General features: G+C 54.5%; 20 protein-coding genes and 1 pseudogene. 9 read left to right on the forward strand and 12 right to left on the reverse strand.

What is annotated here, in order from left to right; genetic code table 11:
- The first annotated feature begins 297 nt into the window (after positions 1-297).
- A complete protein-coding gene (locus HVX72_RS10900) occupies positions 298-4,425 on the forward strand; it encodes an autotransporter outer membrane beta-barrel domain-containing protein (protein ID WP_181823195.1) in 4,128 nt (1,375 codons plus the stop codon).
- Between the two features lie 40 nt (positions 4,426-4,465).
- On the opposite strand, the gene eamA is transcribed toward HVX72_RS10900, so the two are convergent.
- Entirely contained in the window at positions 4,466-5,365 is a 900-nt protein-coding gene (gene eamA, locus HVX72_RS10905; protein ID WP_181823196.1) for an O-acetylserine/cysteine exporter, read from the reverse strand.
- A 205-nt stretch (positions 5,366-5,570) separates the two neighbouring features.
- Between eamA and ydeE the strand changes: the two genes are divergently transcribed.
- Complete coding sequence (gene ydeE, locus HVX72_RS10910; protein ID WP_181823197.1) at positions 5,571-6,758, forward strand: efflux MFS transporter YdeE; 1,188 nt, start codon at positions 5,571-5,573, stop codon at positions 6,756-6,758.
- 16 nt (positions 6,759-6,774) lie between these two features.
- Here the strand turns inward: ydeE and urtE are convergent, their stop codons facing one another.
- The 6 genes from urtE to HVX72_RS10940 form a co-directional block, all read right to left on the reverse strand.
- The gene (urtE, locus tag HVX72_RS10915; RefSeq protein ID WP_181823198.1) at positions 6,775-7,473 is read right to left on the reverse strand and encodes an urea ABC transporter ATP-binding subunit UrtE; all 699 of its coding nucleotides are present in this window, start codon (positions 7,471-7,473) and stop codon (positions 6,775-6,777) included.
- A 9-nt stretch (positions 7,474-7,482) separates the two neighbouring features.
- Positions 7,483-8,280, reverse strand: coding sequence for an urea ABC transporter ATP-binding protein UrtD (urtD, locus tag HVX72_RS10920; protein WP_042282931.1), 798 nt, complete (start codon positions 8,278-8,280; stop codon positions 7,483-7,485).
- Entirely contained in the window at positions 8,280-9,353 is a 1,074-nt protein-coding gene (gene urtC / locus HVX72_RS10925) for an urea ABC transporter permease subunit UrtC (RefSeq protein ID WP_181823199.1), read from the reverse strand. The genes urtD and urtC overlap by 1 nt, the downstream gene beginning before the upstream one ends.
- On the reverse strand, positions 9,353-10,927 hold the full coding sequence (gene urtB / locus HVX72_RS10930; protein ID WP_181823200.1) for an urea ABC transporter permease subunit UrtB: 1,575 nt from the start codon (positions 10,925-10,927) through the stop codon (positions 9,353-9,355). Before urtB ends, urtC begins: the two co-directional genes overlap by 1 nt.
- A 45-nt stretch (positions 10,928-10,972) precedes the next feature.
- On the reverse strand, positions 10,973-12,244 hold the full coding sequence (gene urtA, locus HVX72_RS10935) for an urea ABC transporter substrate-binding protein (protein WP_181823201.1): 1,272 nt from the start codon (positions 12,242-12,244) through the stop codon (positions 10,973-10,975).
- A gap of 207 nt (positions 12,245-12,451) precedes the next feature.
- Complete coding sequence (locus tag HVX72_RS10940) at positions 12,452-13,555, reverse strand: cobalamin-independent methionine synthase II family protein (protein ID WP_181823202.1); 1,104 nt, start codon at positions 13,553-13,555, stop codon at positions 12,452-12,454.
- 440 nt (positions 13,556-13,995) lie between these two features.
- On the opposite strand from HVX72_RS10940, the gene mgtS reads away from it, so the two are divergent.
- The gene (gene mgtS, locus HVX72_RS10945; protein ID WP_000901367.1) at positions 13,996-14,091 is read left to right on the forward strand and encodes a protein MgtS; all 96 of its coding nucleotides are present in this window, start codon (positions 13,996-13,998) and stop codon (positions 14,089-14,091) included.
- 224 nt (positions 14,092-14,315) lie between these two features.
- Here mgtS and HVX72_RS10950 read toward each other — a convergent pair.
- Together HVX72_RS10950 and HVX72_RS10955 are read right to left on the reverse strand one after the other, a co-directional pair.
- Positions 14,316-15,419 (reverse strand): annotated as a pseudogene (locus tag HVX72_RS10950) (serine hydrolase domain-containing protein).
- Positions 15,420-15,685: 266 nt separating this feature from the next.
- Positions 15,686-16,078, reverse strand: coding sequence for a YdeI family stress tolerance OB fold protein (locus HVX72_RS10955; protein ID WP_042282922.1), 393 nt, complete (start codon positions 16,076-16,078; stop codon positions 15,686-15,688).
- A gap of 139 nt (positions 16,079-16,217) precedes the next feature.
- Between HVX72_RS10955 and HVX72_RS10960 the strand changes: the two genes are divergently transcribed.
- Genes HVX72_RS10960 through HVX72_RS10970 form a run of 3 tightly spaced genes read left to right on the forward strand, consistent with a single transcriptional unit; the run spans position 16,218 to position 17,710 of the window.
- Complete coding sequence (locus tag HVX72_RS10960) at positions 16,218-16,727, forward strand: hypothetical protein (protein WP_181823203.1); 510 nt, start codon at positions 16,218-16,220, stop codon at positions 16,725-16,727.
- A 9-nt stretch (positions 16,728-16,736) separates the two neighbouring features.
- On the forward strand, positions 16,737-17,189 hold the full coding sequence (locus HVX72_RS10965) for a YetF domain-containing protein (protein ID WP_181823204.1): 453 nt from the start codon (positions 16,737-16,739) through the stop codon (positions 17,187-17,189).
- Positions 17,189-17,710 carry a 2-oxo-tetronate isomerase gene (locus tag HVX72_RS10970; protein ID WP_042282916.1) on the forward strand — a complete coding sequence of 174 codons (522 nt, stop codon included), beginning with the start codon at positions 17,189-17,191 and terminating at the stop codon, positions 17,708-17,710. Before HVX72_RS10965 ends, HVX72_RS10970 begins: the two co-directional genes overlap by 1 nt.
- 37 nt (positions 17,711-17,747) lie before the next feature.
- Here the strand turns inward: HVX72_RS10970 and dcp are convergent, their stop codons facing one another.
- Entirely contained in the window at positions 17,748-19,790 is a 2,043-nt protein-coding gene (gene dcp, locus HVX72_RS10975; RefSeq protein WP_181823205.1) for a peptidyl-dipeptidase Dcp, read from the reverse strand.
- A 137-nt stretch (positions 19,791-19,927) separates the two neighbouring features.
- Here dcp and ydfG point away from each other — a divergent pair, with 137 nt between their 5' ends.
- The 3 genes from ydfG (at position 19,928) to ydfZ (ending at position 21,836) form a co-directional block, all read left to right on the forward strand.
- Complete coding sequence (gene ydfG / locus HVX72_RS10980) at positions 19,928-20,674, forward strand: bifunctional NADP-dependent 3-hydroxy acid dehydrogenase/3-hydroxypropionate dehydrogenase YdfG (RefSeq protein WP_042282911.1); 747 nt, start codon at positions 19,928-19,930, stop codon at positions 20,672-20,674.
- A gap of 87 nt (positions 20,675-20,761) precedes the next feature.
- Entirely contained in the window at positions 20,762-21,448 is a 687-nt protein-coding gene (locus tag HVX72_RS10985; protein ID WP_181823206.1) for a GntR family transcriptional regulator, read from the forward strand.
- Positions 21,449-21,632: 184 nt separating this feature from the next.
- Positions 21,633-21,836 carry a putative selenium delivery protein YdfZ gene (ydfZ, locus tag HVX72_RS10990; protein WP_042282907.1) on the forward strand — a complete coding sequence of 68 codons (204 nt, stop codon included), beginning with the start codon at positions 21,633-21,635 and terminating at the stop codon, positions 21,834-21,836.
- A 103-nt stretch (positions 21,837-21,939) separates the two neighbouring features.
- Here ydfZ and HVX72_RS10995 read toward each other — a convergent pair whose 3' ends face one another.
- Positions 21,940-23,406 (reverse strand): mannitol dehydrogenase family protein, encoded by a 1,467-nt coding sequence (locus HVX72_RS10995; RefSeq protein WP_181823207.1) that lies wholly within the window; start codon positions 23,404-23,406, stop codon positions 21,940-21,942.
- Positions 23,407-23,567: 161 nt separating this feature from the next.
- Positions 23,568-25,112: an MFS transporter gene (locus HVX72_RS11000; RefSeq protein ID WP_181823208.1), complete on the reverse strand. Its 1,545-nt coding sequence runs from the start codon at positions 25,110-25,112 to the stop codon at positions 23,568-23,570.
- Positions 25,113-25,130 lie beyond the last annotated feature (18 nt).

The raw sequence follows: 25,130 nt of genomic DNA on the forward strand, positions 1-25,130 counted from the left end.
ACTATTTACAGCATATTTTAAATGGCCCGCAAATCAGAAGGCTCCCGGCAGTATAAGATAATTCTTAATCCCGGAGTAACAAAATGTGCTGCCACGCACAGTTTTAGTGATGAATTTAATTTTAAGCACCATGTAAAACAAAGCGTTATGCCAATATTAGGATTTTTCTTAAGTCGTAATCTGACGTCCTATATCACTCATTCTCGTCGTTTGCTAAATTTCGAAATGTAACTAAGGGTAAATAGTTTCCTGGTTCACTACTTTTCAAGGTTCCTCAGCAACTGGATGGCAAATATTATGGAAAATAAATTAAGCCTTACCCCTCTGGCTAAAAGTATTAGCCTGATTGTCGGCAGTAGCATGGTGCTTTTTGCCGCGCCCGCAGCTGCTGATTGCACAACATACACGGACGGGATCTGTAATTTGAAAGAATTTCAGATGACCTCCCCTGTTAAGCCGACACCGACTGCCTGGTATTTTACGCTGCCTACCCAGGAGGCGGCCATCAATGCCCAGGCACGAACACAAAACGTCTATTTTGCCAGCGGTACATCGTCGCGTAGTGCAAACGACATTCAGCATCTGGTCATCGATGGCGCAAATTTAAGCGGTTATTACATTAACGCCAGTAAAAATGGTACAGCGGGAATTCACCTGGTAAATAACGCTACCGTTGACTGGCTGGAAGCGGGCGGGAGTCTCACAAATAAAACCAACGCGATCATCACGGTCGATAAATCCACATTGAATGGCGCTAATGCGAATACGGATTATGATGAGACGCAGAAAGCGCCCCAGCGCAGTAAATATTACGCCCGCGGTTCGGCGATCTACCTCTCGTATTACGATACCGGCGATAACACCATCGACATCCGCAACGGCAGTGTGCTGAATGGCCGGATCCTGACCGGTAGCGCAGGAAAAAATAGTATTTCGGTCAGCGACAGTGCGATCAACAAAGGCAATATCAACGTCGCCTACGCGAAAGACGATATCACCATTGCCGTAGATAACAGTGCGATCGATACCCGCGATGCAGCAATAGCTAATGAAAATGCGATTCTTATTTCCGGCGGCAATACCAATAAAACCAACAGCGTCACGCTGAAAAATAAAAGCCAGCTAACCGGCTCGCTGAAAATTGCCGCGACCGGCGGTCTGAATACGGTGACGGTTGATGACAGCACCCTAAAGGCCACCACTGCCGCAAATGCTATTGATATCGCCAAAGGTAAGACCCTCGACCTGACGCTGGCAAACAGCCAGGTGACAGGCATAACCGCACTGGCCGCCAGCGACCGTCTCAACGCAGCGCTGACGGCCAGTCAGATGACCGGCGATCTGCTGTTGAACACGGCTACAACCACTTCCGTCGGTCTGGTGGGCTCCGTGTTGACCGGTTCTGTTAACGCCAGCGCGCTTAGCGGCGAAGTGGATCTGCTGCTTAAAGACAGCCAGATCTCAGGCGACGTGACGTTGAAAGACGGGGATATTGTGCGTGGCAGTGTGATTCTCGATAACGCCCAGGTCGGCGGACAGCTATATGGAAACGCCAACAGCACCCTGACGCTCATGGAATCGATGACTCAACTGCAGGGCGATAAATTCAGCCGCTTCGGTAAACTCAATGTGCGCGGCGCCACCACCCTCGGCGGCGGTTTTAGCGACAATAACGTTGGACCCCTGCTGGAGGTTACAGGTGGCGTGATTAACGCGCCCGTGGCCCTCACCGCCGGCAAACTGATTTTTAACCAGGCCAGACTGATTGCCGATTCCCTCTCTTTGCGCGACAGCGCGTCGCTGGAGTTGACCCAAAACAGCCATCTGGAAACCCACTCCAGCCAATTGTTCAGTACTGTCGCCAACGTTGATGGCGCAACGCAGTTTAATGAGACCGGCAGTCGCCTGACCCTGAGCGAGAGTACCCTGACCCTGACTGACGACACCTACCAACTTGCGTGGCTGAAGTCGGTTAACCAGTTGCTTGGCAGTCAGTCCAACGCCTCGCTTGTCATGACCGGGCAACTCATGAATAACGACACCGTCACCGGCGAAGCGACAGTGACTGACGCCGCCACCGCCGGCGCAGTTCTCGCGAACGTCGACGTCGTGGCGGACAAAAACCGGGTCGTTGTCGGTAGCGCACAGGCGATGTCAAACCAGGAAATCGCTGTCGCCAACAGCTTTGGCGCCGCCAGTCTGCGTCTTGAAGGCGCAGGCGATGCTTCCGTCGCTATCGTTGGTGGGAAGTCGTTAACCCTGACCGGCGCATCTGGCGGCTCGCTGATCAGCGTGGCGGGTAATCCCGACGCGGAGGTTAACGTTGACGTGGAAAGCGGAAGCCTGAATCTCGGTACGCTGGCCACCGCGAATACCACTGATTACCTTCGCGGACAGCTGAATATTGGTCAGGATGGCGCGCTGAACGTGGTGTCCGGCGATCATACGGTCACCAGCGCCGCCGCGTCGGGGATCGTCAGCCAGGGGGAAATCAGTATCGGGAATCAGGCTGTACTGCACGCGAACGTCGAGCTGGTCGGCAGCGGCGCAATGGCCGTTGACGGTACTCTCGACGCCGGGAAACTTCTCGCCACCGCCGACGCTGACGGACTCAGCCAGGCGAAAATCTTTGTCGGTCACGATGCTGCTGCGGGCAAATTGATTGCCAGCGAGGTGGATCTCCACGGCGCCAGCGTTTTCATCGACCCTCAATGGCAACAGAACGCCACCATCGACACGGCGTCTCAGGCCGCGTTTGGCGGGGAGAACGTTAACGGTCGTCTGACGGTCGGGCAAAACGCGTTGCTGGTGCTGGGCGACACCCGCCTGCAACCGGCGATCGATGACTTCGCCAGCACCGGGCTGGCATGGTCGCCAACCGGCGTCACCGCAGCGCTGGCTGTCGCAACGCCGCAAACCCTCATCGCCTCTCAGGGGGGGATACGGGTGGACGGTTCGCTCAGCCAGCCGTCCTCTGACTATGCCGCAACGCTGAACCGGGCGCAGTTTGGCGAACAGTCACTGCTGATGGTGAACAGCGAAAGCACAACGCGCGGTAACGCCGCGTTGAACGCCACCGACGGCAACCTGGACGTGGCCTCCTCCGCGCAATTGTATGTTAAAGACGCCAAAGCGAATCAGAACTACACGATTGCGCACGGTTTCAACAACATAGAGATCGCCGGTTCCGGCTGGCAGGACAATAACCTGATCCTCAATAAACTGCTGAGCGCGAAGACCACCTGGCAGGAAGGCGATGTGATTGTCAGCACAGTCGCAAAAGCGGCCCAGGACGTTCTGCCCGGCGTGGTGACAACATATGCGCTGGATACCATGATCGCTCAGGGCATCAACGACACGCAAAGTGGCGCTGCGGGATTGCGCTTCCTTTCACAGGCGGTAGAAAGCCCGCAGATTGGCGTCCAGGAGGTGGTAAACACCGTTAACAGCGCCGCGCAACTGGCCGTCGCCGCAGGGGTTCAGGCCACGACGCTGGCAACCGGACTTGCCGCTTCCCGGACGATACAGCAACGCATGTCGCTGGCCCATCCTGAATTCGCCGCCGGAGACGGTACCGTCTGGGTCCAGGCCCTCTACGGCAACCAGCGGGCGCGCGACTTTTCTGCCGGACAGGCGGACTATGGCTTTGATACCGACTACTACGGCGTGATGCTTGGCGGTGAAGGGTCCTGGGACTCCGCGATTGGACCAATGCGCACCGGGATCGCCGCCCATGCCGGTCGTGGTAACACTGATTCTTCCGGCGACTTCAACACCACGCATAACGACTTCGATTTCTGGGGCGTTTCGCTGTACCAGAACTGGCGTCGTGATGCGGTTAACGTCACCGCGGATATCGGCTTTAGCGCGAACAGTAACGATATCGAACAGGATCTGCCCGGCTGGATGAATCAGGGGCGCAAACTGAATGGCGATGTAGACTCACAGTTGCTGACCGCAGGCTTAACCGCCGAGTACCGCGTTGAAAATCAGGTTGTGGATGTCATTCCTTATGCAGGCGTACGTTACAACCAGCTTAAAACCAAAGGCTTTACTACACGGAACGCGAATCATGAAACGGTCTTTAAAACGGACGAAGAAACCCAGAACATCTGGCAGTTCCCGGCGGGGGTAAAATTGAGTAAAACCTTCGCCCTGGATTCAGGATGGGATCTGTCCACCCAGGCGGATGTCGCGGTCATCACCCGTGCAGGCGATACCCATTCTGACACCCGGATCCGTGCCCAGGGCATCAGCGCGACAGACGCCATTACGGCGAACATCACTGATAAAACCGCCTTTGCCGGACAGTTAGGCATGACGCTGCATAAAGGCGATATGGCCTGGGGCGTGGGTTACGGCGCCAATGTGTCTGACCATAGCAGCGATCAGAAAGTGATAGTCAGTTGGCAACTGACGTTCTGACTGGTAAGCCGCATGGAAACATGCGGCTTTTCTGCGTCTGCTATCCCCTGACCTGCGCGATATTGCGCCAGCGAAAACCAAACACGTTAATGTAGAGTCCCGCCATAATCAGCACCGCGCCCAGGCATTGCAGTCCGCTCAACGTCTCGTCAAGCAATACCGCGGCGCTCGCCAGGCCAACCACCGGCACCAACAGCGACAGCGGCGCCACGCGCCAGGTTTCATAACGCCCAAGCAGCGTGCCCCAGATACCGTAACCCACAATTGTGGCGACAAACGCCAGGTAGACCAGCGACAGGATCGTCGTCAGGTCAATGTCGACGAGGCTCTGGATCATGTGGGGCGCGCCATCAAGAAGTAATGACGAGACAAAGAATGGCATAATCGGAATGAGCGCGCTCCATACCACCAGTGACATCACTGGCGGTCGCGACGCATGCTGCATAATCTTTTTATTAAAGATATTGCCGCAGGCCCAGCAAAAGGCTGCCGCCAGCGTCAGCATAAAGCCGAACAGCGCCACGTGTTGACCGTTGAAGCTGGCTTCAATCAGCACCAGCACGCCGAATACAGCAAGCGCGATCCCGGCGATTTGCCTGCCCTGTAAACGCTCGCCAAAAGCAAACGCGCCGAGCACGATGGTGAAAAAGGCCTGTGCCTGCAGCACCAGAGACGCCAGCCCGGCAGGCATACCAAAATGGATGGCGCAAAACAGAAACGCGAACTGGCCGAAGCTAATCGTCAGACCGTATCCCAGCAGCAGCGTGAGCGGAATGTTAGGCCGCGCAACAAAGAAGATCGCAGGGAAAGCCACCAGCAAGAAGCGTAACCCCGCTAACATCAACGGCGGCATATTGTGCAGACCCACTTTGATCACCACAAAGTTAAGCCCCCAGACCACCACGACCAGTAACGCTAACAGTCCGTCTTTTCGCGACATACCACCGCCCTGAAATATTAAATTTTTGTAAACAAGTTAAAGTAGCGTAAAACATTAGCACGCAACAGATCATTAATTCTGGTAGGGATAACAGTGCACGATCGAACAATTTATCCGCTATACATCACATTTTTGCCGTGCTATTCCTTAAAAGTCATTGAGCACAAAAATATAACGAAACGAGAACCCACTGTCGGGCATAGACATGAACAAAACGCTAAGACGATCCACCCTGGCTTTACTTGCTTCTTCCCTGTTACTGACGATTGGTCGCGGCGCAACGCTGCCCTTCATGACCATCTATTTGAATCGCCAGTATCATCTGAGCGTGGACGTGATCGGCTATGCCATGACCATTGCGTTAACCATCGGCGTTATCTTTAGCCTCGGTTTTGGCATTCTGGCGGATAAGTTCGACAAAAAGCGCTACATGCTGCTGGCAATCTCCGCCTTTGCCTTCGGTTTTATCGCTATACCGCTGGTACATAACGTGGTGCTGGTCGTGCTGCTGTTCGCGCTAATTAACTGCGCTTACTCAGTGTTTGCTACCGTTCTGAAGGCCTGGTTTGCCGATAACCTGTCACCCGCCGCGAAGGCGAAGATTTTCTCGCTTAACTACACGGTACTGAACATCGGCTGGACCGTCGGGCCGCCGCTCGGCACATTACTGGTGATGCAAAGCATTAATCTGCCCTTTTGGCTTGCCGCAATCTGTTCCGCCTTCCCGCTGGTGTTTATACAGCTTTTGGTTAACCGTTCGACCGCGCGCGCTGAGGCAGATACCCGCGTGGCCTGGTCGCCGTCTGTACTGCTCCAGGATAAAGCCTTGTTCTGGTTTACGCTGTCAGCGTTTCTCGCGTCATTCGTCAGCGGCGCATTCGCGTCCTGTATCTCTCAGTACGTCATGGTGGTCGCAGACGGCGATTTTGCGGAGAAAGTGGTGGCTGTCGTCCTGCCCGTTAACGCGACGGTGGTTGTCGGTTTACAATATGCCGTTGGCCGCCGACTGACGCCCGGCAATATTCGCCCCCTGATGGCTTTCGGGACCGTCTGCTTTGTCATCGGTCTCGCCGGTTTCATGATCGCCGGCGAAAGTCTCTTGCTTTGGGGGATCGCCGCCGCAATCTTCACGCTTGGCGAAGTCATTTATGCGCCGGGCGAATATATGCTGATTGATAACATCGCGCCGTCGGGCATGAAGGCCAGCTATTTTTCTGCGCAATCGTTGGGCTGGCTTGGGGCGGCGGTCAACCCCCTCGCCAGCGGCGTGATCCTAACAGCCTTCCCCGCCTGGACGCTGTTTGCTGTACTGATGGTGGCGATCGTCATCGCCTGGGCGCTGATGCTGAAAGGCATGCGCGCCGGACCATGGGGCCAGCCTGCGCTGTGTTAATCACCTGCGGGCGGTATCAGATAGCGACCAGCCCGCGCACCCCCTCCGTTTCCATGTTTTCTCCGCGCCCGCGCTGAATAATACTGCCCCGCGACATCAGCAAATACTGGTCCGCCAGTTCGGCGGCAAAGTCATAAAACTGTTCGACCAGCAGTATCGCCATATCACCACGGCGCGCGAGCTGGCTGATGACCTGACCGATCTCTTTTATCACCGAAGGCTGGATACCTTCCGTGGGCTCATCAAGGATCAACAATTGTGGACGACTCGCCAGCGCGCGTCCGAGCGCCAGCTGCTGCTGCTGTCCGCCGGAGAGATCGCCCCCCCGGCGATGCTTCATCTCATGCAGAACCGGAAAAAGCGTATAGATATCCTCCGGTACCGTTCTCGCCTCGCGCCCTGAAAAGCGGGAAAGTCCCAGTAACAGATTCTCTTCCACCGTCAGGCGCGGGAAGATCTCTCGCCCCTGCGGCACATAGGCCACGCCCGCCTGCACCCGCTGATGCGGCTTGCGATGGGTGATGTTTTTTTCCTGCCAGGTGACTGTACCGGTGCGCGCCGGGATCAGCCCCATCAGGCATTTCAGCAGCGTCGTTTTACCCACGCCGTTGCGCCCCAGCAGACAGGTCACTTCGCCGATTTTCGCCTCGAAGGACACGCCGCGCAGGATATGGCTTCCACCGTAGTATTGATTCAGTTCATTTACCTGTAGCATTTGCGTTCCTTAGCGTCCGAGATACACATCAATGACCTGTTCATTGGCCTGCACGTCGCGCAGACTGCCTTCCGCCAGAACGCGTCCCTGATGCAGCACCGTGACGCGATCGGCAATGGTTTCGACAAAGCCCATATCGTGTTCCACCACCATCAATGAATGTTTTCCCGCCAGCGTCCGGAACAGTTCCGCGGTGTACTCCGTTTCCGCATCGGTCATACCTGCCGCGGGTTCGTCGAGTAATAGCAGGTGCGGCTCCTGTACCAGCAACATGCCAATCTCCAGAAATTGCTTTTGTCCATGAGAGAGCCGCCCGGCGTGACGCCCGCGTTCAGTCCGTAACCGCAATAGCCCGAGCATTTCATCGATCCGATCATGTTGTTCGCTGTTTAGCGTGGCGCGCAACGACGCCCACACCGATTTATCGCTTTTCATCGCCAGCGCTAGATTGTCCGCCACCGTCAGAGCTTCAAACACCGTGGGTTTCTGAAACTTGCGGCCAATACCCTGGCGGGCAATGGCGATGGGATCCAGCGTCGTCAGATCCGTCGACTGGTCATACAACGCTTTTCCGCTTTGGGGCCGCGTTTTACCGGTAATTACGTCCATAAGCGTGGTTTTTCCAGCGCCGTTGGGGCCGATAATGCAGCGCAGTTCTCCTACGCCAATGTTCAGGGTGAGATCGGTAAGCGCCTTAAAGCCATCAAAGCTGACGTTGATGTTTTCCAGCTGTAATACCGGGTCGGTTTGCTGGCGATAGCGATCGCCCGGCACCTGGCGGGTGAAAAGCCCTTCGTCTGGCTGCATTATTTTTCTCCTTTACGAAACAGGCCAATCACGCCGCGCGGTAAAAACAAGGTGACAACAATGAAAATTAACCCGAGAAACAGCTGCCAGTATTCCGGCATGATGACGGTGAACAGGCTTTTCGCCCCGTTAACCAGTACCGCGCCAGTCACTGGCCCAATCAGCGAACCGCGTCCCCCCAGCGCAACCCAAATGGCGGCCTCAATGGAGTTGGTTGGCGACATTTCGCTGGGGTTAATGATGCCGACCTGTGGCACGTAGAGCGCACCGGCCAACCCGCAAAGCACAGCGGAAAGCGTCCAGACCAGCAGCTTGAAGCCCTTCGGATCATAACCGCAAAACATCAGCCGATTTTCTGCGTCTCGAACGGCGGTCAGGATGCGCCCAAATTTACTCCGCGCCAGCGCGAATCCCAGCCACAGCGACAACACCAGCAGAAGCACCGTCGCCAGAAACAGCCCAATTCGCGTGCTGGTGGCGGTGATCGGCAGTCCCAACAGGGTCGTGAAGCCAGTAAAACCGTTGTTGCCGCCAAAGCCGGTTTCGTTACGAAAGAACAGCAGCATCCCGGCGAAGGTCAACGCCTGCGTCATGATCGAAAAATAGACGCCTTTGATCTTCGATCGAAACGCAAAGTAACCAAAGATGAGCGCCAGCACGCCCGGCGCCAGCACCACCAGCGCCAGCGCCCAGGCGAAATGTTGCGTTCCCCACCAGAACCACGGCAGCTCGGTCCAGGAAAGAAAAGACATAAACGCCGGTAATCCCTCCCCGGCGGCCTGGCGCATCAGGTACATCCCCATCGCGTACCCGCCCAAGGCAAAGAAAATTCCGTGTCCGAGCGACAGCATACCGGCATAGCCCCAGACAAGATCCAACGCCACCGCCACAATCGCATAGCAGAGGATTTTGCCGGCAAGCGTAAGCGTCCAGACGGATATCGCCAGCGGGTGGTCGGCAGGCAGCAGCGCCAGAAACGGCAGCGTCACCAGCATCAGCAGGACAAACGAACCTGTCACGAGGCTGGCGCGCGGCGCTTTGCGCGCCAGCGTTAAGGTCATTGGCATAGTCATTAGTCAGCCACCCTCCCTTTTAAGGCAAACAATCCCTGGGGTCGCTTCTGGATAAACAGAATGATCAACACCAGAATGACGATCTTCCCGAGCACCGCCCCCATCTGCGGTTCAAGGATCTTATTAAATACCCCGAGGCCAAACGCCGCCGCCACGCTGCCAGCAAGCTGACCAACGCCGCCCAGCACCACCACGAGAAAGGAGTCGATGATGTAGCCTTGCCCCAGCTCAGGCCCGACATTGCCAAGCTGCGACAACGCCACGCCGCCCAGGCCGGCAATGCCCGATCCCAGACCAAACGCCAGCATATCCACCCTGCCCGTCGGGACGCCGCAGCAGGCCGCCATGCTGCGGTTTTGCGTCACCGCCCGCACCCGTAACCCCAGCCGCGTTTTAGCGAGCAGCAGCCAGGTAAAGACCACCACCAGCAGCGCAAAGCCAAACACCATTATCCGGTTCCACGGCAGTACGAGGTTCGCATACACCTGCACGCCGCCGGACAGCCAGGCCGGATTCGCCACTTCCAGGTTCTGTGCGCCAAAGGTCATGCGCACCAGTTGGATCAGCATCAGGCTAATACCCCAGGTCGCCAGCAATGTCTCCAGCGGACGACCATAAAGATGGCGGATCACCCCGCGTTCGAGAATCATTCCCACGCTGGCGGTGAAAAGAAAGGCTACCGGTAACGCGACGAGCGGATACATCGCCAGCCACTGCGGCATGAACTGCGCCATCAGGTGTTGCACCATCCACGTACAGTAAGCCCCAAGCATCAGCATTTCACCGTGGGCCATATTGATTACCCCGAGCAGGCCATAGGTTATCGCCAGGCCGAGGGCCGCCAGCAGTAACACCGAACCTAATGACAATCCCATAAACGCCTGCCCGAGCAGTTCGCCTGTCGCCATACGATGCTGAATCCGCGTCACGCTCTCAGTTGCCGCTTCACGTACGCTGGCGTCAGGCTCGTGCGCATGGTCGGTAAAGGGTTGCAAACGCGCCTGCATTTCCGGATCGCTGGAATCGCCGAGCAGCGTAATGGCCTGACGACGAACGTCCGCGGAAGGACTGGTCAGTTGTAGACTCGCCAGCGCGCCGGTCAGACGCGATGTCACAACGGGATCGCTTTCTGCGGCCAGACGCTGCTGGATAAGCGGCAGCATGGCAGGCTGCGCGCCGCGCTGTAGCGCCGTGGCGGCGGTGCGCCTTTCCGTGACACTGTCACTTATAAGTTGATGCGTGGCCAGCGCGCCAGCCACCAAATTACGCAACCGGTTAGTCAAGCGCAGCTTTTTAAGTGTGCCGGTTGGCGTACTGGCTGCGCCCAGCGTCGTCCACTGTGTCCCGTTTTGCGTGAAAGCCCGTTTTTTGCTGTCAAGCAGCACACTTTCCTTGCTTAATGCCGCCAGCAACGGCAGCCGCTGCGGTTCAGGCGACGCCGTCCACTGCTCCAGCAACTGCGCCTGTTGGTTGCGGCTGGCGGCGACAAACGTGTCGGCATCGCTGGCCTGAACCAACCACGGCATCAACCCCAGCGCCAGCACGACACCGTGAATAAAGCTCATGGCTTTCATGTCCTGTTCTCCCGTTATCCTGCCCTCCCGCCGGAGGGCGTCGTCTCAGTTACTCGCCGTTTTCACCGGCTGCTCTGATTTTTTATCGTTACCGGCAATGAAGGGACTCCATGGCTGGGCGCGGACCGGTTCTTCAGTCTGCCACACCACATTAAACTGACCGTTGTCTTCGATTTCGCCGATCATCACGGGCTTATGCAGATGATGGTTGGCGGCATCCATCGTCAGGGTAAAGCCTGATGGCGCCTGGAAGGATTGTCCTGCCATCGCCGCACGGACCTTATCAACATCGGTCGTTCCGGCCTTCTCAACCGCCTGCGCCCACATGTGCAGACCGACGTACGTGGCCTCCATCGGATCGTTTGTAACGACCGTCCCGGCGTTCGGTAAATTGTGCGCTTTCGCGTAGGCGCGGTAGTCGGCGACAAACTTCTGGTTTACAGGGTTATCGACGGACTCGAAATAGTTCCAGGCGGCAAGGTTGCCGACCAGCGGCCTGGCATCGATACCGCGCAGTTCTTCTTCACCAACCGAGAACGCCACAACCGGTACATTGGTCGCTTTCAGCCCCTGATTAGCCAGTTCTTTATAGAACGGTACGTTTGAGTCGCCGTTAATGGTGGAGACCACCGCCGTTTTGCCGCCAGCGGAGAATTTTTTGATGTTGGCAACGATAGTCTGGTAATCGCTGTGACCAAACGGGGTGTAAATCTCTTCGATATCTTTATCTGCCACCCCTTTTGAATGCAGGAAAGCGCGCAGGATCTTGTTGGTGGTACGCGGATATACGTAGTCGGTACCGAGCAGAAAGAAGCGTTTAGCGCTACCGCCATCTTCACTCAGCAGATACTCGACGGCGGGAATAGCCTGTTGGTTAGGCGCGGCGCCGGTGTAAAAAACATTCGGCGACATCTCTTCGCCTTCGTACTGTACCGGATAAAACAGCAGGCCGTTGAGTTCTTCAAACACCGGTAACACTGACTTTCGGGAAACGGAGGTCCAGCAGCCAAACACGACCGCCACCTTATCCTGGCTCAGCAACTGCCGCGCTTTTTCGGCAAACAGCGGCCAGTTGGACGCCGGGTCGACCACCACCGGTTCCAGTTTTTTCCCTAATACCCCGCCTTTTGCGTTGATTTCCTCAATCGTCATCAGCGCAACGTCTTTCAACGGGGTTTCCGATATCGCCATAGTGCCGGAAAGCGAATGCATAATGCCGACTTTAATGGTGTCGGCGGCCTGGACGCTGAAGCTAAGCCCCATGGCAACCACCGAGGCAGAGAGGGCAAAAGCTTTAAGTAATGTACGACGCTGCATAGTTTCACTCCTGAAAAGAAAGATGCTGTGCGATCCGACAAACAAAACGGCGCAAAAATGACGTTCAGGAGGAATAAGGCAAAAAAGATGCCAGAACGGCGAAGGAGAAAAAAACGCGCCGAGTGGCGCGATATAAAGGGGTAATGAACCACAATGGCACAGCGCTGCATTACGAGCGTGCAGAGTCGTGCTCAGTCATGAAGCAATTTACCAGACCTGCCGGGCAATTTCGGTGATTAGTTTAATTTTGCTCCATTGTTGGGCTTCCGTCAGCGTATTTCCTTCTTCAGTCGAGGCGAAACCACACTGCGGACTCAGGCAGATTTGCGCCTTGTCGACATAATGTGCGGCTTCCTCAAGGCGCGCTTTCACCCCTTGCGGATTTTCCAGTTCGCCGTGTTTGGTCGTAATCAGTCCCAGCACGACCTGCTGATGGCCAGGGCGAATAAAGCGCAGCGGCGCGAAGTCACCGGAGCGATCGTTATCGTATTCAAGGAAAAACGCATCCACATTCACGCTGCCAAACAGGATCTCAGCGACCGGCTCGTAGCCTCCTTCCGAAATCCAGGTAGACCGGAAATTACCGCGACAGACATGCAAGCCAATCGTCATATCAGCGGGCTTATCACGCAACGCGCGATTAATTACGTCGGCATAGATGCGCGCTAGGGCGTCCGGATCGTCTCCCCGCTCACGGATTTGTTGGCGCTGCGCATCGGAACATAAGTAAGCCCATACGGTATCGTCCAGTTGCAGGTAGCGGCACCCGGCAGCATAAAATGCGTGAATAGCATCACGCCAGGTGGACGCGAGATCGTCGAAATAAGCATCGAGGTGTGGATACACCGTCGCGTCAATGTCCTTACGCCCGCCACGGAAGTGCAATACGCTGGGGCTGGGGAGGGTCATTTTCGGCTGCGCATTGCCGCTGATGCTTTTCAGATAGCGAAAATCCTCCAGCATCGGATGATCGCCGAACGCCAGCTTCCCGGTGACGCGAACGCCGTGGGCTTTAGTCTGAACGCCGTTGAACTGAATACCTTGCGCTGCGTCGTAACGCTCTACGCCCTGCAGTCCGTCAAAGAAATCAAAATGCCACCAGGCACGACGAAATTCCCCGTCCGTCACAACGTGCAGGCCGCAGGCGCACTGTTGCTCTACCACGTGACGTATCGCTTCATCTTCAACCGCGCGCAGCTGACTGGCGCTTAACGCCCCGCGGGAATACTGTTGGCGAGCCTGTTTAATTTCATCCGGGCGTAAAAAGCTCCCAACGACTTCTGCACGAAACGGGGCCTGTGGTCTTTGCATGCGATCTCCTTTGTCATCCGGCAATGATTACCGGAGGTGATAGTTTCTTATTTGAACATTAAGACTTCTGGATGGCTATACGTCCAAACTGACATACCACAGGCCGTCGGGCAAACGAGAAAAATTCATGCCCGTTGAAATTAATTCAGGTTGCCGCCGGGGGAAAGCTAAAGCGCAGGTTACGTTCGCCCATCCGGAAGTGCCGCCTGTCATGCTTTTCACTGCCAATTCCATGTTGCCTGCAGCAACGCCGCGTGATTGCGCTACCCTTTTCGACATACTTATGTCGCCCCTCTCTCGCAATATCGTTAAAAATTTACTTTTATCGGGAAATAATCACCTAATTCAGCTTTTGTTTAGATTAGAGCTGCTAATATCTCTGTCATCAACCGAAATTAAGGTAAGCGAGGAAACACACAATCAAATAAACGGAGGCAAACATGCTGGGAAATATGAACGTATTTATGGCAGTTCTGGGAATTATCTTGTTTTCCGGATTTCTCGCCGCGTACTTCAGCCACAAATGGGATGACTAATGAACGGAGATAATCCTGCACCGCGAAGGCCCCTTGTCGCATTACAGCACAAGGGGCCACTTTTTTATCTGTCGCCAATAAAAAAAACCGCCGGATAACCGACGGTGAATGCTTGCATGGATAGATTGTTTTTACTCTTTTCGTTGTCATGCGATTCCTTGCTCAACAACGAATCACAGCCAACTTACCACGCCTTTTCTCAATGGAAGTTAAACGGCGAAGATTTACCCGTCCGCCGGTCGCGTTTCTAATTTTGTCAAAATGGCGTGTCCAAAGTAATTACTCCAGTTAAAGCTGTTTTGCAAAACCACCACTGCATTTTGATTTTTCTTGTCGTAGCCGATATAGCTCGAATAGCCGCCAATATAACCAACCTGATAGGTAATGGTACGGTCAGGTAACGTATCACTCACCCATGCAATGTTTGCCGCCTCTTTTTCCTGAGCGAAATAAACGCGCGAAACCTCGGCGAACGCCGCGCTGAGCGCGACGGGTTGACCTTGGGCAAAGTGGGCGCGAGCATAGGTCGCCAGAGCGCGGGCGCTGCTGTACAAACTTGCCGCCCCCACCATATTGTTTTTAAACACCCAATCCGGTGTCAGATGACCACGCTATATAAACTTTGGCTGATCGCCTGCGTGACCGAGGGCGCGATAAGGGTATGCCTGAAGCTGCGCCGGAATGAAACTGCTGTTATTCATCGCCAGCGGCTGAAACAGTAGCCGGTTTGCCAGCGACTGGATGGTCTCCCCGGTTTTACGTTGCACACTGTAGCCCAGTAAGGCATAGCCAATATTCGAATACTGCGGTATTCGCGCGTCCGGCGCGCTGAAATCGGCGAGATAACGTAGCACATCGTCACTGTCCAGCTGCGTATAAAAGTTTTCGCCGTTGCTGAAATAGCGCAACACGTTTTCCAGCGTCAATAGATCGATAGGTTGTCTGGGTAAGCCCGACGTGTGGGTCGCCAGCTGTAACAACGTGATCTTTTTCGCATCGTCACTGAGCGGCGTGTTAACGGGTAAAAGCTGTTCCAGCGTGTCGTCCCAGCTAAACACGCCCTGTTGGACCAGCATGGTTAACACTTCTGCCGTTACCCCTTTACTAAGCGAACCCAGCGCAAACAAGGTGTCTGGTGTAATGGGATATCGATGACGCGCGTCGGTAACACCATAACAGTGAAATTCTACCGGCCCGTTATGCTGGATCACCGCGACAACCATGCCGGATACCTGCTTTTCCTGCATGTATCGGGTCACCATTGGGTCGATGCCGCGCGCATAATAGCCCACCACGGCCTGCGCGCTTTTTTGCGCAGGCATATCCATCTGAGAAAGCGTACTGTTTCCGCAGGCGGACATTAAAAAGATCGAGGCGAGGATCAGCGACTTGCCCGGATTCATTCTCAACCCGCCGCCCGTAGAGTCATCGCATGCCACGGCGATGACGAAACAGAGAGCATGAGGGAAGAAAAAGCGGACATAGAGAGGACGGGCTCCAGAAAAAGAAGCCCGCATTGTACATCAGTCACCTGACGTATTGAATGTCAGCGTTGTCTTAATCCTTGACCTCCGCCGACATGACTAAGCGTGTCCTATTTTTGTAGACGGGTTACCCGCACAACCGGCGGCGTCGACTTTTTGTCCAGGCTGCCATTAATATTGATCATCTGGTCCGGCTGCACTTCACGTCCATCAAATACGGACGCAGGGATCACCGTATCGATTTGCCCCGATTTATCGCGGAACACGTAGGTATCATTGCCTTTTTTGTCGATCAGATTGCCTCGCAGAGAGACCGTAGCCCCATCATGCATCGTTTTAGCAAATTCAATCGTCATTTTTTTAGCATCCTCCGCTCCCCGGTAGCCATCTTCAATCGCGTGAGGCGGTGGCGGCGCAGCATCTTTTTTTAACCCACCTTCATCAGCCGCTAACGCGTAAGGCATTATAAGAACACTCGTTAATACGATAATGTTAAATTTCATTTTTTCCCCTTTCGGCGTTCGGTTTGACTTATTAAGTCTGGTTGCTATTTTTAAATTTTACAAATTAGCGTCCTGCTGAGGAGTAGATTGGTGTGAAATCAAGCAGGTACGGCAACCTCAATTTACAGGCAGGTAGACTATGCCCGGTTCTGACGAGACCAAATACCCTATTCCGTTTGTTGAAGAAAGTCGTAAAGCGCTTAACTTTGAGGATAAATTCAGACGAATCGGCTTTACATGTTTGCTGTTAATAATTATCGCGGCGTTAAGCGGTTTATTTTCCAGCGGTTACTTTAGCAGCAGCAAACTCGTCGCCGATAACCCGAAGTTGCAGGTGGAATATGAAAGATTCGGACGTCTGATGAAAGATGACACGCTCAAAATTAGCTTGCCTTCCCCACCTTCCGGCCCCCTTACGCTGCAATTAGGCAAGGATTTTACCGCTTCCTTCCAGATAGAAACCATCACCCCTGAGCCAGACAGCATGCGCAACGTCAACCATCAACTGGTCATGGAGTACGCATCAACGCCAAACGCGGAGACCACCGTCTGGCTAACGGTTAAACCGCTCCGACCCGGCTTTTTTCAGACCACTCTTTCGGCCAATTCCGGGGCGGAAAAAGTGATTTCTCAATTCGTTTATCCGTAGGAGACGCGTATGGACATGGTTCTCAGAGCGATCGCCATCTACCTGATTTTGCTGATCGTCATTAAAATTGCCGGTAGACGGACGCTCATGCAAATGACGAGTTTTGATCTGATCCTGTTGCTGATAATCAGCGAAGCGACACAACAGGCTTTACTGGGAGAAGATTTTTCCGTTACCGGCGCCATGCTAACCATTATCACCCTTGTGGTGGTTGATATTTTGTTTGGCTATCTGAAAAAGAAAATACCCGGCGCAGAAAATCTTATTGATGGCGCGCCCGTTATTCTGGTGGCTCACGGTGCCACTAATCAGACAAAATTGCAGAAAGTCAGCGTATCGTGTGACGATATTATGCTCGCCGCACGTCAGAATCATGGCATTCTGGAAATGAAGGAAATTAAATATGCCATACTGGAAAGAAACGGACAAATTTCTATTATTCCAGAGACTGAAAAATCATGATGCCAATACCGACAAATAAAATTATTACGCTGCAAAATACCCAGACTGTCGCCGCCCTGACAAACCGCCTCGGCACGTTGCTCAGTCAACGACAATTACGCCTGACAACAGCGGAATCCTGTACCGGCGGGAAGCTGGGATCGGCGCTCTGCGCAGCCGAGGATACGCCGACGTTTTACGGCGTCGGCTTTATCACCTTTACCGATGAAGCGAAAACAAGGATCCTCGGCGTGGCGGAACGCACGCTGGAAATACATACTGCGGTCAGTGAGGCGGTCGTGGCGGAAATGGCGACGGGCGCGCGCGAACACGCCGATGTTGATATCAGTATCGCGATAAGCGGCTACGGCGGCCCGGAAGGCGGTGACGACGGAACGCCTGCGGGCACCGTCTGGTTTGCCTGGGATATAGACGGCGCGGTTTACACCGTTGTGCAACAATTTAGCGGTGAGTGCGAAGAGGTACTGGATCAGGCCGTTCGTTTTGCTCTTGCCCAGTTGCTGCGTCTGCTTGAGGATTAAAAATGAGCGGTGCCCTCTGACGGGCACCTCCTGCTTGTTACGCCAACCCGCGATGTTTCAGCATCGGCGTGATGGTGGGTTCACTTCCCCGCCAGGCCGGATAAAGGCGGTCGAGGTCTTCACTGTTGCCGCGTGAGAGAATCGCGTCACGAAAACGTTGTCCGTTCTCGCGCGTCAACCCGCCCTGCTCCTCAAACCATTGATAGCCGTCATCTGCCAGCATTTGCGTCCATAAATAGGCGTAATACCCTGCGGCATAGCCGCCGCCGAAAATATGGGCGAAATAACTGCTGCGATAGCGCGGGGGAACGGCAGGCAGGGCGAGATCCTCTGCAGCCAGCAACTGCGCTTCAAAATCGCCGACGTCCTGCGCGTCGCATGCGCCGGGTAAACTGTGCCACCCCATATCCAGCAGTGCGGCGCTGAGCAGTTCGGTCATGTCATAACCTTTGTTGAACAGGCTTGCCCTGCGCATTTTCTCCTGTAACGCTTCGGGCATTTTTTCCCCGCTGGCGTAATGGCGGGCGAAACGCGCAAACACTCCGGGATGGCTTGCCCAGTGCTCGTTAATTTGCGACGGAAACTCCACAAAATCACGCGGCGTATTCGTACCAGACAGCGTGGCGTAGCGTTGTGTGGCGAACAGACCGTGAAGCGTATGGCCAAACTCATGGAATAAGGTGATGACATCATCCCAAAAGAGCAGCGCGGGTTGTCCGGCGGCTGGCTTCTGATAATTACAGACATTGTAGATGACCGGGCGGCTATCAGTGAGCGTTGATTGCTCGACAAAATTGCCCATCCATGCCCCACCGCTTTTCGAATCGCGCGCGAAGAAATCACCGTAAAACAGCGCCAGCCCGACGCCGTCATGGTCGAAGATCTCCCAGACGCGGACATCCGGGTGATACACCGGAATATCAAAGCGTTCAACAAACGTAATGCCAAAGAGTTGGTTCGCCGTCCAGAACACCCCTTCGTGAAGTACCGTGTTGAGTTCGAAGTACGGCTTAAGCTGAGACTCATCGAGGTCGTATTTCGCACGCCGGACCTGCTCGGCATAATACGCCCAGTCCCAGGCCTCGGCGGTAAACCCGCCCTGTTCCTCGTCGATGACCTTCTGAATATCAGCCTGTTCATTCTGCGCGCGTTGACGCGCCGCCGGGACAATGGCGCGCATGAAAGCCAGCGCCGCTTCCGGCGTTTTTGCCATTTGATCGGCGATTTTCCACGACGCGTAATCCGCAAACCCTAACAGTTTCGCCTGGGCGGCGCGAAGGCAGACCAGCCGCTGAATGATCGTCCGCGTATCGTTTTCATCTCCCTTCTCAGCCCGCTGCCATCCGGCGGTAAATAAATTCTGCCGTGTCTGACGGTCACGTAACGCGCTGAGCGCCGGTTGCTGCGTCGTGTTCAAGAGAGGGATCAGCCAGCCTTCATTCAGCCCTTTCTCCTGAGCCGCGTCGCGGGCAGCAGCGATTTCAACGTCGCTCAACCCATCGAGCTGGTGTGCATAATCCACCACCAGACCGCCGGACTTATTGGCCGCCAGCAGTCGTTGGTTAAACTGACTGGTCAGGGTAGCCGCCTCGGTATTAAGGGCTTTGAGCTGCGCCTTGTCTGAATCGCTGAGCCTTGCGCCCGCGAGGACAAAACGCTGATGGAGCACCTCAAGCAGCCGTCGCGACTCGCTATCCAGTTGCAGCGAGGCGCGCTGCTGCCAGAGGCTGTCGACGCGAGAAAACAGCGCTGCGTTCAGCCAGATATCATTCGCCAGCTCTGCCAGTTCAGCTGAAAACGCTTCGTCCAGCCGCTGTAATTCTTCGTTGGTGTGCGCGGAGGTCATGGCGAAGAAGACGCTGGTTACCCGGCTTAGCAACTCGCCGCTTTTCTCCAGCGCCACGACCGTATTGTCAAAGTCTGGCGCGGCATCGTTTTCAATAATGGCGGCAATTTCAGCGCGCTTCTGGCGCAGTCCTTCGTCAAAGGCCGGGCGATAATGCGCGATTTCTATCTGATCAAATTGGGGTGCCTGATACGGTAGCAGGCTCGGTTTAAAGAACGGATTCGTTAACGACATCTTTCACTCCTGAAAACGATTTGTTCACTAGAGTAGGCTTCCGTGGAAAAGACCGCAATCCTGTTAACGAGCATTACCCGCCAGCGTTGATCGCGTGCTATGGTAGTACGACGTAAAAAGCGTTGAGGAACAGTGAGATGATCGTTTTAGTAACCGGAGCAACCGCAGGTTTTGGTGAATGTATTACACGTCGTTTTGTTGAGAATGGGCATAAAGTGATTGCCACTGGCCGTCGCCAGGAACGCCTGCTGGAGCTAAAAGAGTCGCTGGGCGAAAACGTCCTGACTGCGCAACTGGACGTGCGCAACCGCGCGGCCATCGAGGAAATGCTGGCGTCGCTGCCTGCGCAATGGCGCGAGATCGATCTGCTGGTCAACAATGCCGGGCTGGCGCTGGGGATGGAACCCGCGCACAACGCCAGCGTTGAAGACTGGGAAACCATGATCGACACCAACAATAAAGGCCTGGTTTACATGACCCGCGCGGTCCTGCCTGGCATGGTTGAACGCAATCGCGGCCATATCATTAATATCGGCTCCACCGCCGGGAGCTGGCCGTATGCCGGAGGCAACGTTTACGGGGCGACTAAAGCCTTCGTTCGTCAGTTCAGCCTGAATCTGCGCACCGATCTGCACGGCACCGCCGTCCGCGTGACCGACATCGAACCGGGTCTGGTGGGCGGCACAGAGTTTTCTAACGTGCGCTTTAAGGGCGACGATCAGAAAGCGGGGAAAACGTATGAAAATACCACCGCCCTGACACCGGAAGATGTAACGGAAGCGGTCTGGTGGGTGGCGACGTTACCTGCTCACGTCAACATCAATACGGTAGAAATGATGCCCGTCACCCAGTCCTTCGCCGGACTGAGCGTACATCGCGGCTAATTTCTTCTCCCGGCCTGCGGGCCGGGTATAGCTCATCACAAAAAAGTGGTAGAATTTGTGGGTTAACTTTCTAAAAAGTAAGAGCGAATGACCGTCGAAACGCAACTCAACCCTACACAGCCCGTAAATCAGCAGATTTATCGCATTCTTCGTCGTGATATCGTGCACTGCCTGATCGCGCCAGGCACACCGTTATCAGAAAAAGAGGTCTCGGTTCGCTTTGATGTGTCACGCCAACCGGTACGCGAAGCCTTCATTAAACTCGCGGAAAACGGATTGATCCAGATCCGTCCCCAGCGCGGCAGCTACGTCAATAAGATCTCTTTATCACAGGTACGAAACGGCTGCTTTGTCCGTCAGGCCATTGAGTGTGCGGTCGCGCGTCGCGCGGCAGCGATGATGACCGACAGCCAGTGCTATCAGCTTGAGCAGAATCTCAACCAGCAGCGCATCGCCATTGAGCGTAAGCAGCTCAATGATTTCTTTGAACTGGACGATGACTTTCATCAGAAACTGGCGCTGATTGCCGACTGCCAGCTGGCCTGGGACACCATCGAAAACATCAAGGCGACTATTGACCGCGTGCGCTACATGAGCCTCGATCACGTTTCGCCGCCGGAGATGTTGCTTCGTCAGCATCTGGATATTTTTGCGGCGCTGGAGAAGCATGACGCCGATGCTGTCGAAAAAGCGATGACGCAGCATTTGCAGGAAATTGGCGAGTCGGTGCAGTTGATTCGTCAGGAAAACAGCGACTGGTTTACTGAAGAATAATTCCTCTCCCTCACCCTCCATGGGTGAGGTTTCACATTTACACCTCTGCACGTCTGCATCAAAAAAGATGTGAGCTTGATCAAAAACAAAAAAACTCCGGACTGATGAGCGTATTTATATAGCGCCCGTTACGTGGGACCAGAGCCCACGGGCTTTGACGGTAAGTTAGAAAGGAGAAAACACCATGATGACATACGATCGTAACCGTAACGCAATCACCACCGGCAGCCGCGTCATGATCAGCGGTACCGGCGTCACCGGTCGCATTAAAGCTATCGCGACAGAGGGTCTGGACGCCGCGCAAATCCGTCGCGAAAAAACCGTGGAAGTGGAAGGTTGTGAAGGTAAGTTTGCGCCCGTCGAACTGATTCGACTTGGCATGAACTGATGGTGTGAATGCCAGATGGCGTTTCACTTTTCCGGCCTGGTCTGAGTTTGGCTGAAAATCCCAGGTCGGATAAACAAAGCGCCATCCGGCAACCGCGTTGCTGTTACTTCAGATTTGCTGCATAGCGAGCCACGGTTTTTTTCGCCCCTTCCGCCAGCAGAGCCTGGTAGGCTTCTTTCACCGCGTTGGTGAACAACGCCACGTGTGGCAGTTCGTTTCCGAAGATCGCCTCAATCCCTAACAGGGCTTCAACGCGGCTTTCCCCTTCCGCACTGCTTTGCACCGCCTGTTGAATCACCGGCAGTAACGGATCGTTGACATCAATCGCCTTCCCCTGTTCGTCCACACCGCCCACATAGCGCATCCAGCCCGCCACGCCCAGCGCCAGCAGGTCGAAACGGCTATTATGGGCCAGGTGCCAACGCACCGAGTCCAGCATACGCTGCGGCAGCTTCTGACTACCATCCATCGCGATCTGCCAGGTACGGTGGCGTAGCGCCGGATTGCTGTAGCGCTCAATGAGCAGATCGGCGTAGCGCGTCAGATCAACCCCCTGCACTTTTAGCGTTGGCGCCTGCTCATTGAGCATCAGCCCACGGGCCGCAATGCGGTAATGTTCATCCTCCATGCAGTCGTTAATGTGCTGATAGCCCGCCAGATACCCCAGGTAAGCGAGGAAAGAGTGGCTACCGTTCAACATACGCAGCTTCATTTCTTCAAATGGGATCACGTCAGCAACCAGTTCAGCGCCTGCTTTTTCCCATTGTGGACGCCCGGCGACGAAATTGTCTTCAATCACCCACTGACGGAACGGCTCACACGCGACACCCGCCGGATCGCGCACGCCGGTCAGTTGTTCGATTTTATCCAGCGTTTCGGTGGTCACTGCCGGAACAATGCGGTCAACCATGGTCGACGGGAACGTCACGTGTTGCGCGATCCATTCTGCCAGCTCCGCATCAACCGCGCGGGCATAGGCCGTGACCACGTTTCGCATGACGTGTCCGTTCTCCGGCATATTGTCGCAGGACATAACGGTGAAGGCGGGCAGTCCTGCCGCTTTGCGTCGCGCCAGCGCTTCAACCACCACGCCCGGTGCAGTTTTAGGCTGGTGAGGATTCCGGAGATCGGCTGCGATCATTGGGTGATCCAGCATTAACTGCCCGGTGGCGGGAGAATGGCAATACCCTTTTTCGGTGATGGTCAGTGAAACAATCGCCACCTGGGGTTCGCACATTGCCGCGAGCACCGCTTCCAGTCCATCCACCTGGGCATGCAGCGCGTTCTTCACCACGCCAACCACTCTTGCCGTCCAGGCATCGGCAGACATTTCCGCCACGGTGTACAGGTTATCCTGCTGTTTCAAATCGGCAATTTGCAGCTCGCCGCCGATCAGGTTCACTTCACAGTATCCCCAGTCGCTGTTGTGCTCAGCCGCCAGGATGTCGGTATAAACGCCCTGGTGCGCACGATGGAACGCGCCAAAGCCGAGATGAACGATACGCGGAATCAACGTGTTGCGATCGTAGCCAGGTAACGTCGCTTTTGCCGTTAAGAGCTTGTTTTGCATTGTATGACCTATTTGGAATGAAATCAGGACCGTTTCAGAGTAACGCCTGTATGGTTGTATGTTTTGATTTGAATTAAGCTTTCGCTAATTGGTATAACATCATTTTTAAGTTATGTGACAGCCCTGGCTTAACGTACGTTCTGCGACAGAGCTGCCCTCGTTTAGCTCACTGTTACCGTTGATTTCGCGGGGTTCGTGCCCTGTTGGGCTTCCTCGCACCATAATGTGTCATAGCTGTATCCCGTCAGGTCTTCGACGATCCGGCGTGTTTCAGGATCGACATCTTGTTTTGCGCCGTCGGCTTTAAGGCGATCGACCTCATCGACAAATATTTTATGGGTGCGCTTATTCAGGTGGAACGTCACAGCCTGCCAGAGCGCAATCAGCAATAGCCCCGCCGTACCAACAAACAAGAGAGTGGCAATCGTGTTAATGGCCTGTTCGGGCTGGACCTGGCTGCCTTTAACAAAGCCGCCGTTCTGTAACATGAGCCCAACGATAAATGTGGCGATGGCAACGGTCGTTTTGCGTGAGAATGTCATTACCGCCGCGAACAGACCTTCACGACGCTGCCGGGTAATCATTTCATCAATATCCGGAATGAAGGGAAATACGTTCCATGGTGTGAATTCCAGTACACAACGCCCAACCTGATATAGCGCCGCCAGGATCACCAGCAAGGTGACTTTATTGTCTGTCGGGAACTGGTACACCACAAACAGGCCGAGCAGACACAGCATCATCAAGGTGTAGGCGAAAACGTAGAGGCGTGACGGGCCATATTTGATGATCCCAACCCCTGCCAGCAACGTCACCGGCAGGCCCACAATACTCATCGACAGAAGCGTTCCCGCAAGCGACGAGGAAACATTCAGACAATAGACGCAAAAGAAGACGAAAACAGTGTTGTAAACATCTTTCGCCGTAAAGGAAAACAGATAGATTGCTAAGTGCTTACGAAAGGCTCGAACTTTAAGCGTTGAGGCATAATCTTTAAACAGCCGCCCTACTTTCGCCCATTTTTCCCCCAGCGTGGATGGTTGAACGCTACGTTCCAGTTCTTGCAGCATTTCTGGCGTTAAATCTCGTTCCCAGGTGACTTTCCAGGAAATAAATACACACAACATAAACATGACAGCAAAGACGACGCCGTTGATGAAATACGCATTTGGATCGTGCTCACCAAAATAACCAATTAGCAGCCCAGGAATAAATGTTGCTAAAAAGGTGCCGGAGGCTGATAGAAACATACGGCAGGTGGATAATTTTGTGCGGGAATTAAAGTCTTTTGTCATTTCAGAAGGCAATGTTTCCCACGGAATAAGTACCATCGCCGCAATAACTTCGAAAGCCAGATAAACGCCAAGATAAAACCAGAAGTTCATTCCGGTAACCCATAGCAATATATAAACCAGCATGAGCGGCGCACCAATAAGCAGAAAGAAACGTCTTCTTCCAAACCGCTTACCTAATGCATTTTTATAGAAATGATCGGTAAATGAGCCCATGAATAAGCTCACAATCGCATCCACTATCCTTGCAATAGCTACAATTGCCGCTGCTTCGACCGGCGAAAGGCCCACGAAGGTTGTGTAAAAGAAAAGCAACCATGCGCCAATAACGGTAAACGCACCGCCCCCCATGATATCCGTTAGTCCATAACCGATACTGACTGGAATCGTTATTTTTCTGTTGGTACGAGTCATGTTCTATCCTCAGCAGAT

Origin of the sequence: Citrobacter sp. RHB21-C05 (assembly GCF_013889015.1) — a bacterium.
In the GTDB taxonomy this organism is placed as follows: domain Bacteria; phylum Pseudomonadota; class Gammaproteobacteria; order Enterobacterales; family Enterobacteriaceae; genus Citrobacter_A; species Citrobacter_A sedlakii.

What these genes read in the sequence shown, in the direction of transcription:
- HVX72_RS10900 (WP_181823195.1), top strand. Translation starts at nt 298, where the DNA reads ATGGAAAATAAATTAAGCCTTACCCCTCTGGCTAAAAGTATTAGCCTG.
- eamA (WP_181823196.1), bottom strand. Translation starts at nt 5,365, where the DNA reads ATGTCGCGAAAAGACGGACTGTTAGCGTTACTGGTCGTGGTGGTCTGG.
- ydeE (WP_181823197.1), top strand. Translation starts at nt 5,571, where the DNA reads ATGAACAAAACGCTAAGACGATCCACCCTGGCTTTACTTGCTTCTTCC.
- urtE (WP_181823198.1), bottom strand. Translation starts at nt 7,473, where the DNA reads ATGCTACAGGTAAATGAACTGAATCAATACTACGGTGGAAGCCATATC.
- urtD (WP_042282931.1), bottom strand. Translation starts at nt 8,280, where the DNA reads ATGCAGCCAGACGAAGGGCTTTTCACCCGCCAGGTGCCGGGCGATCGC.
- urtC (WP_181823199.1), bottom strand. Translation starts at nt 9,353, where the DNA reads ATGACTATGCCAATGACCTTAACGCTGGCGCGCAAAGCGCCGCGCGCC.
- urtB (WP_181823200.1), bottom strand. Translation starts at nt 10,927, where the DNA reads ATGAAAGCCATGAGCTTTATTCACGGTGTCGTGCTGGCGCTGGGGTTG.
- urtA (WP_181823201.1), bottom strand. Translation starts at nt 12,244, where the DNA reads ATGCAGCGTCGTACATTACTTAAAGCTTTTGCCCTCTCTGCCTCGGTG.
- HVX72_RS10940 (WP_181823202.1), bottom strand. Translation starts at nt 13,555, where the DNA reads ATGCAAAGACCACAGGCCCCGTTTCGTGCAGAAGTCGTTGGGAGCTTT.
- mgtS (WP_000901367.1), top strand. Translation starts at nt 13,996, where the DNA reads ATGCTGGGAAATATGAACGTATTTATGGCAGTTCTGGGAATTATCTTG.
- HVX72_RS10955 (WP_042282922.1), bottom strand. Translation starts at nt 16,078, where the DNA reads ATGAAATTTAACATTATCGTATTAACGAGTGTTCTTATAATGCCTTAC.
- HVX72_RS10960 (WP_181823203.1), top strand. Translation starts at nt 16,218, where the DNA reads ATGCCCGGTTCTGACGAGACCAAATACCCTATTCCGTTTGTTGAAGAA.
- HVX72_RS10965 (WP_181823204.1), top strand. Translation starts at nt 16,737, where the DNA reads ATGGACATGGTTCTCAGAGCGATCGCCATCTACCTGATTTTGCTGATC.
- HVX72_RS10970 (WP_042282916.1), top strand. Translation starts at nt 17,189, where the DNA reads ATGCCAATACCGACAAATAAAATTATTACGCTGCAAAATACCCAGACT.
- dcp (WP_181823205.1), bottom strand. Translation starts at nt 19,790, where the DNA reads ATGTCGTTAACGAATCCGTTCTTTAAACCGAGCCTGCTACCGTATCAG.
- ydfG (WP_042282911.1), top strand. Translation starts at nt 19,928, where the DNA reads ATGATCGTTTTAGTAACCGGAGCAACCGCAGGTTTTGGTGAATGTATT.
- HVX72_RS10985 (WP_181823206.1), top strand. Translation starts at nt 20,762, where the DNA reads ATGACCGTCGAAACGCAACTCAACCCTACACAGCCCGTAAATCAGCAG.
- ydfZ (WP_042282907.1), top strand. Translation starts at nt 21,633, where the DNA reads ATGATGACATACGATCGTAACCGTAACGCAATCACCACCGGCAGCCGC.
- HVX72_RS10995 (WP_181823207.1), bottom strand. Translation starts at nt 23,406, where the DNA reads ATGCAAAACAAGCTCTTAACGGCAAAAGCGACGTTACCTGGCTACGAT.
- HVX72_RS11000 (WP_181823208.1), bottom strand. Translation starts at nt 25,112, where the DNA reads ATGACTCGTACCAACAGAAAAATAACGATTCCAGTCAGTATCGGTTAT.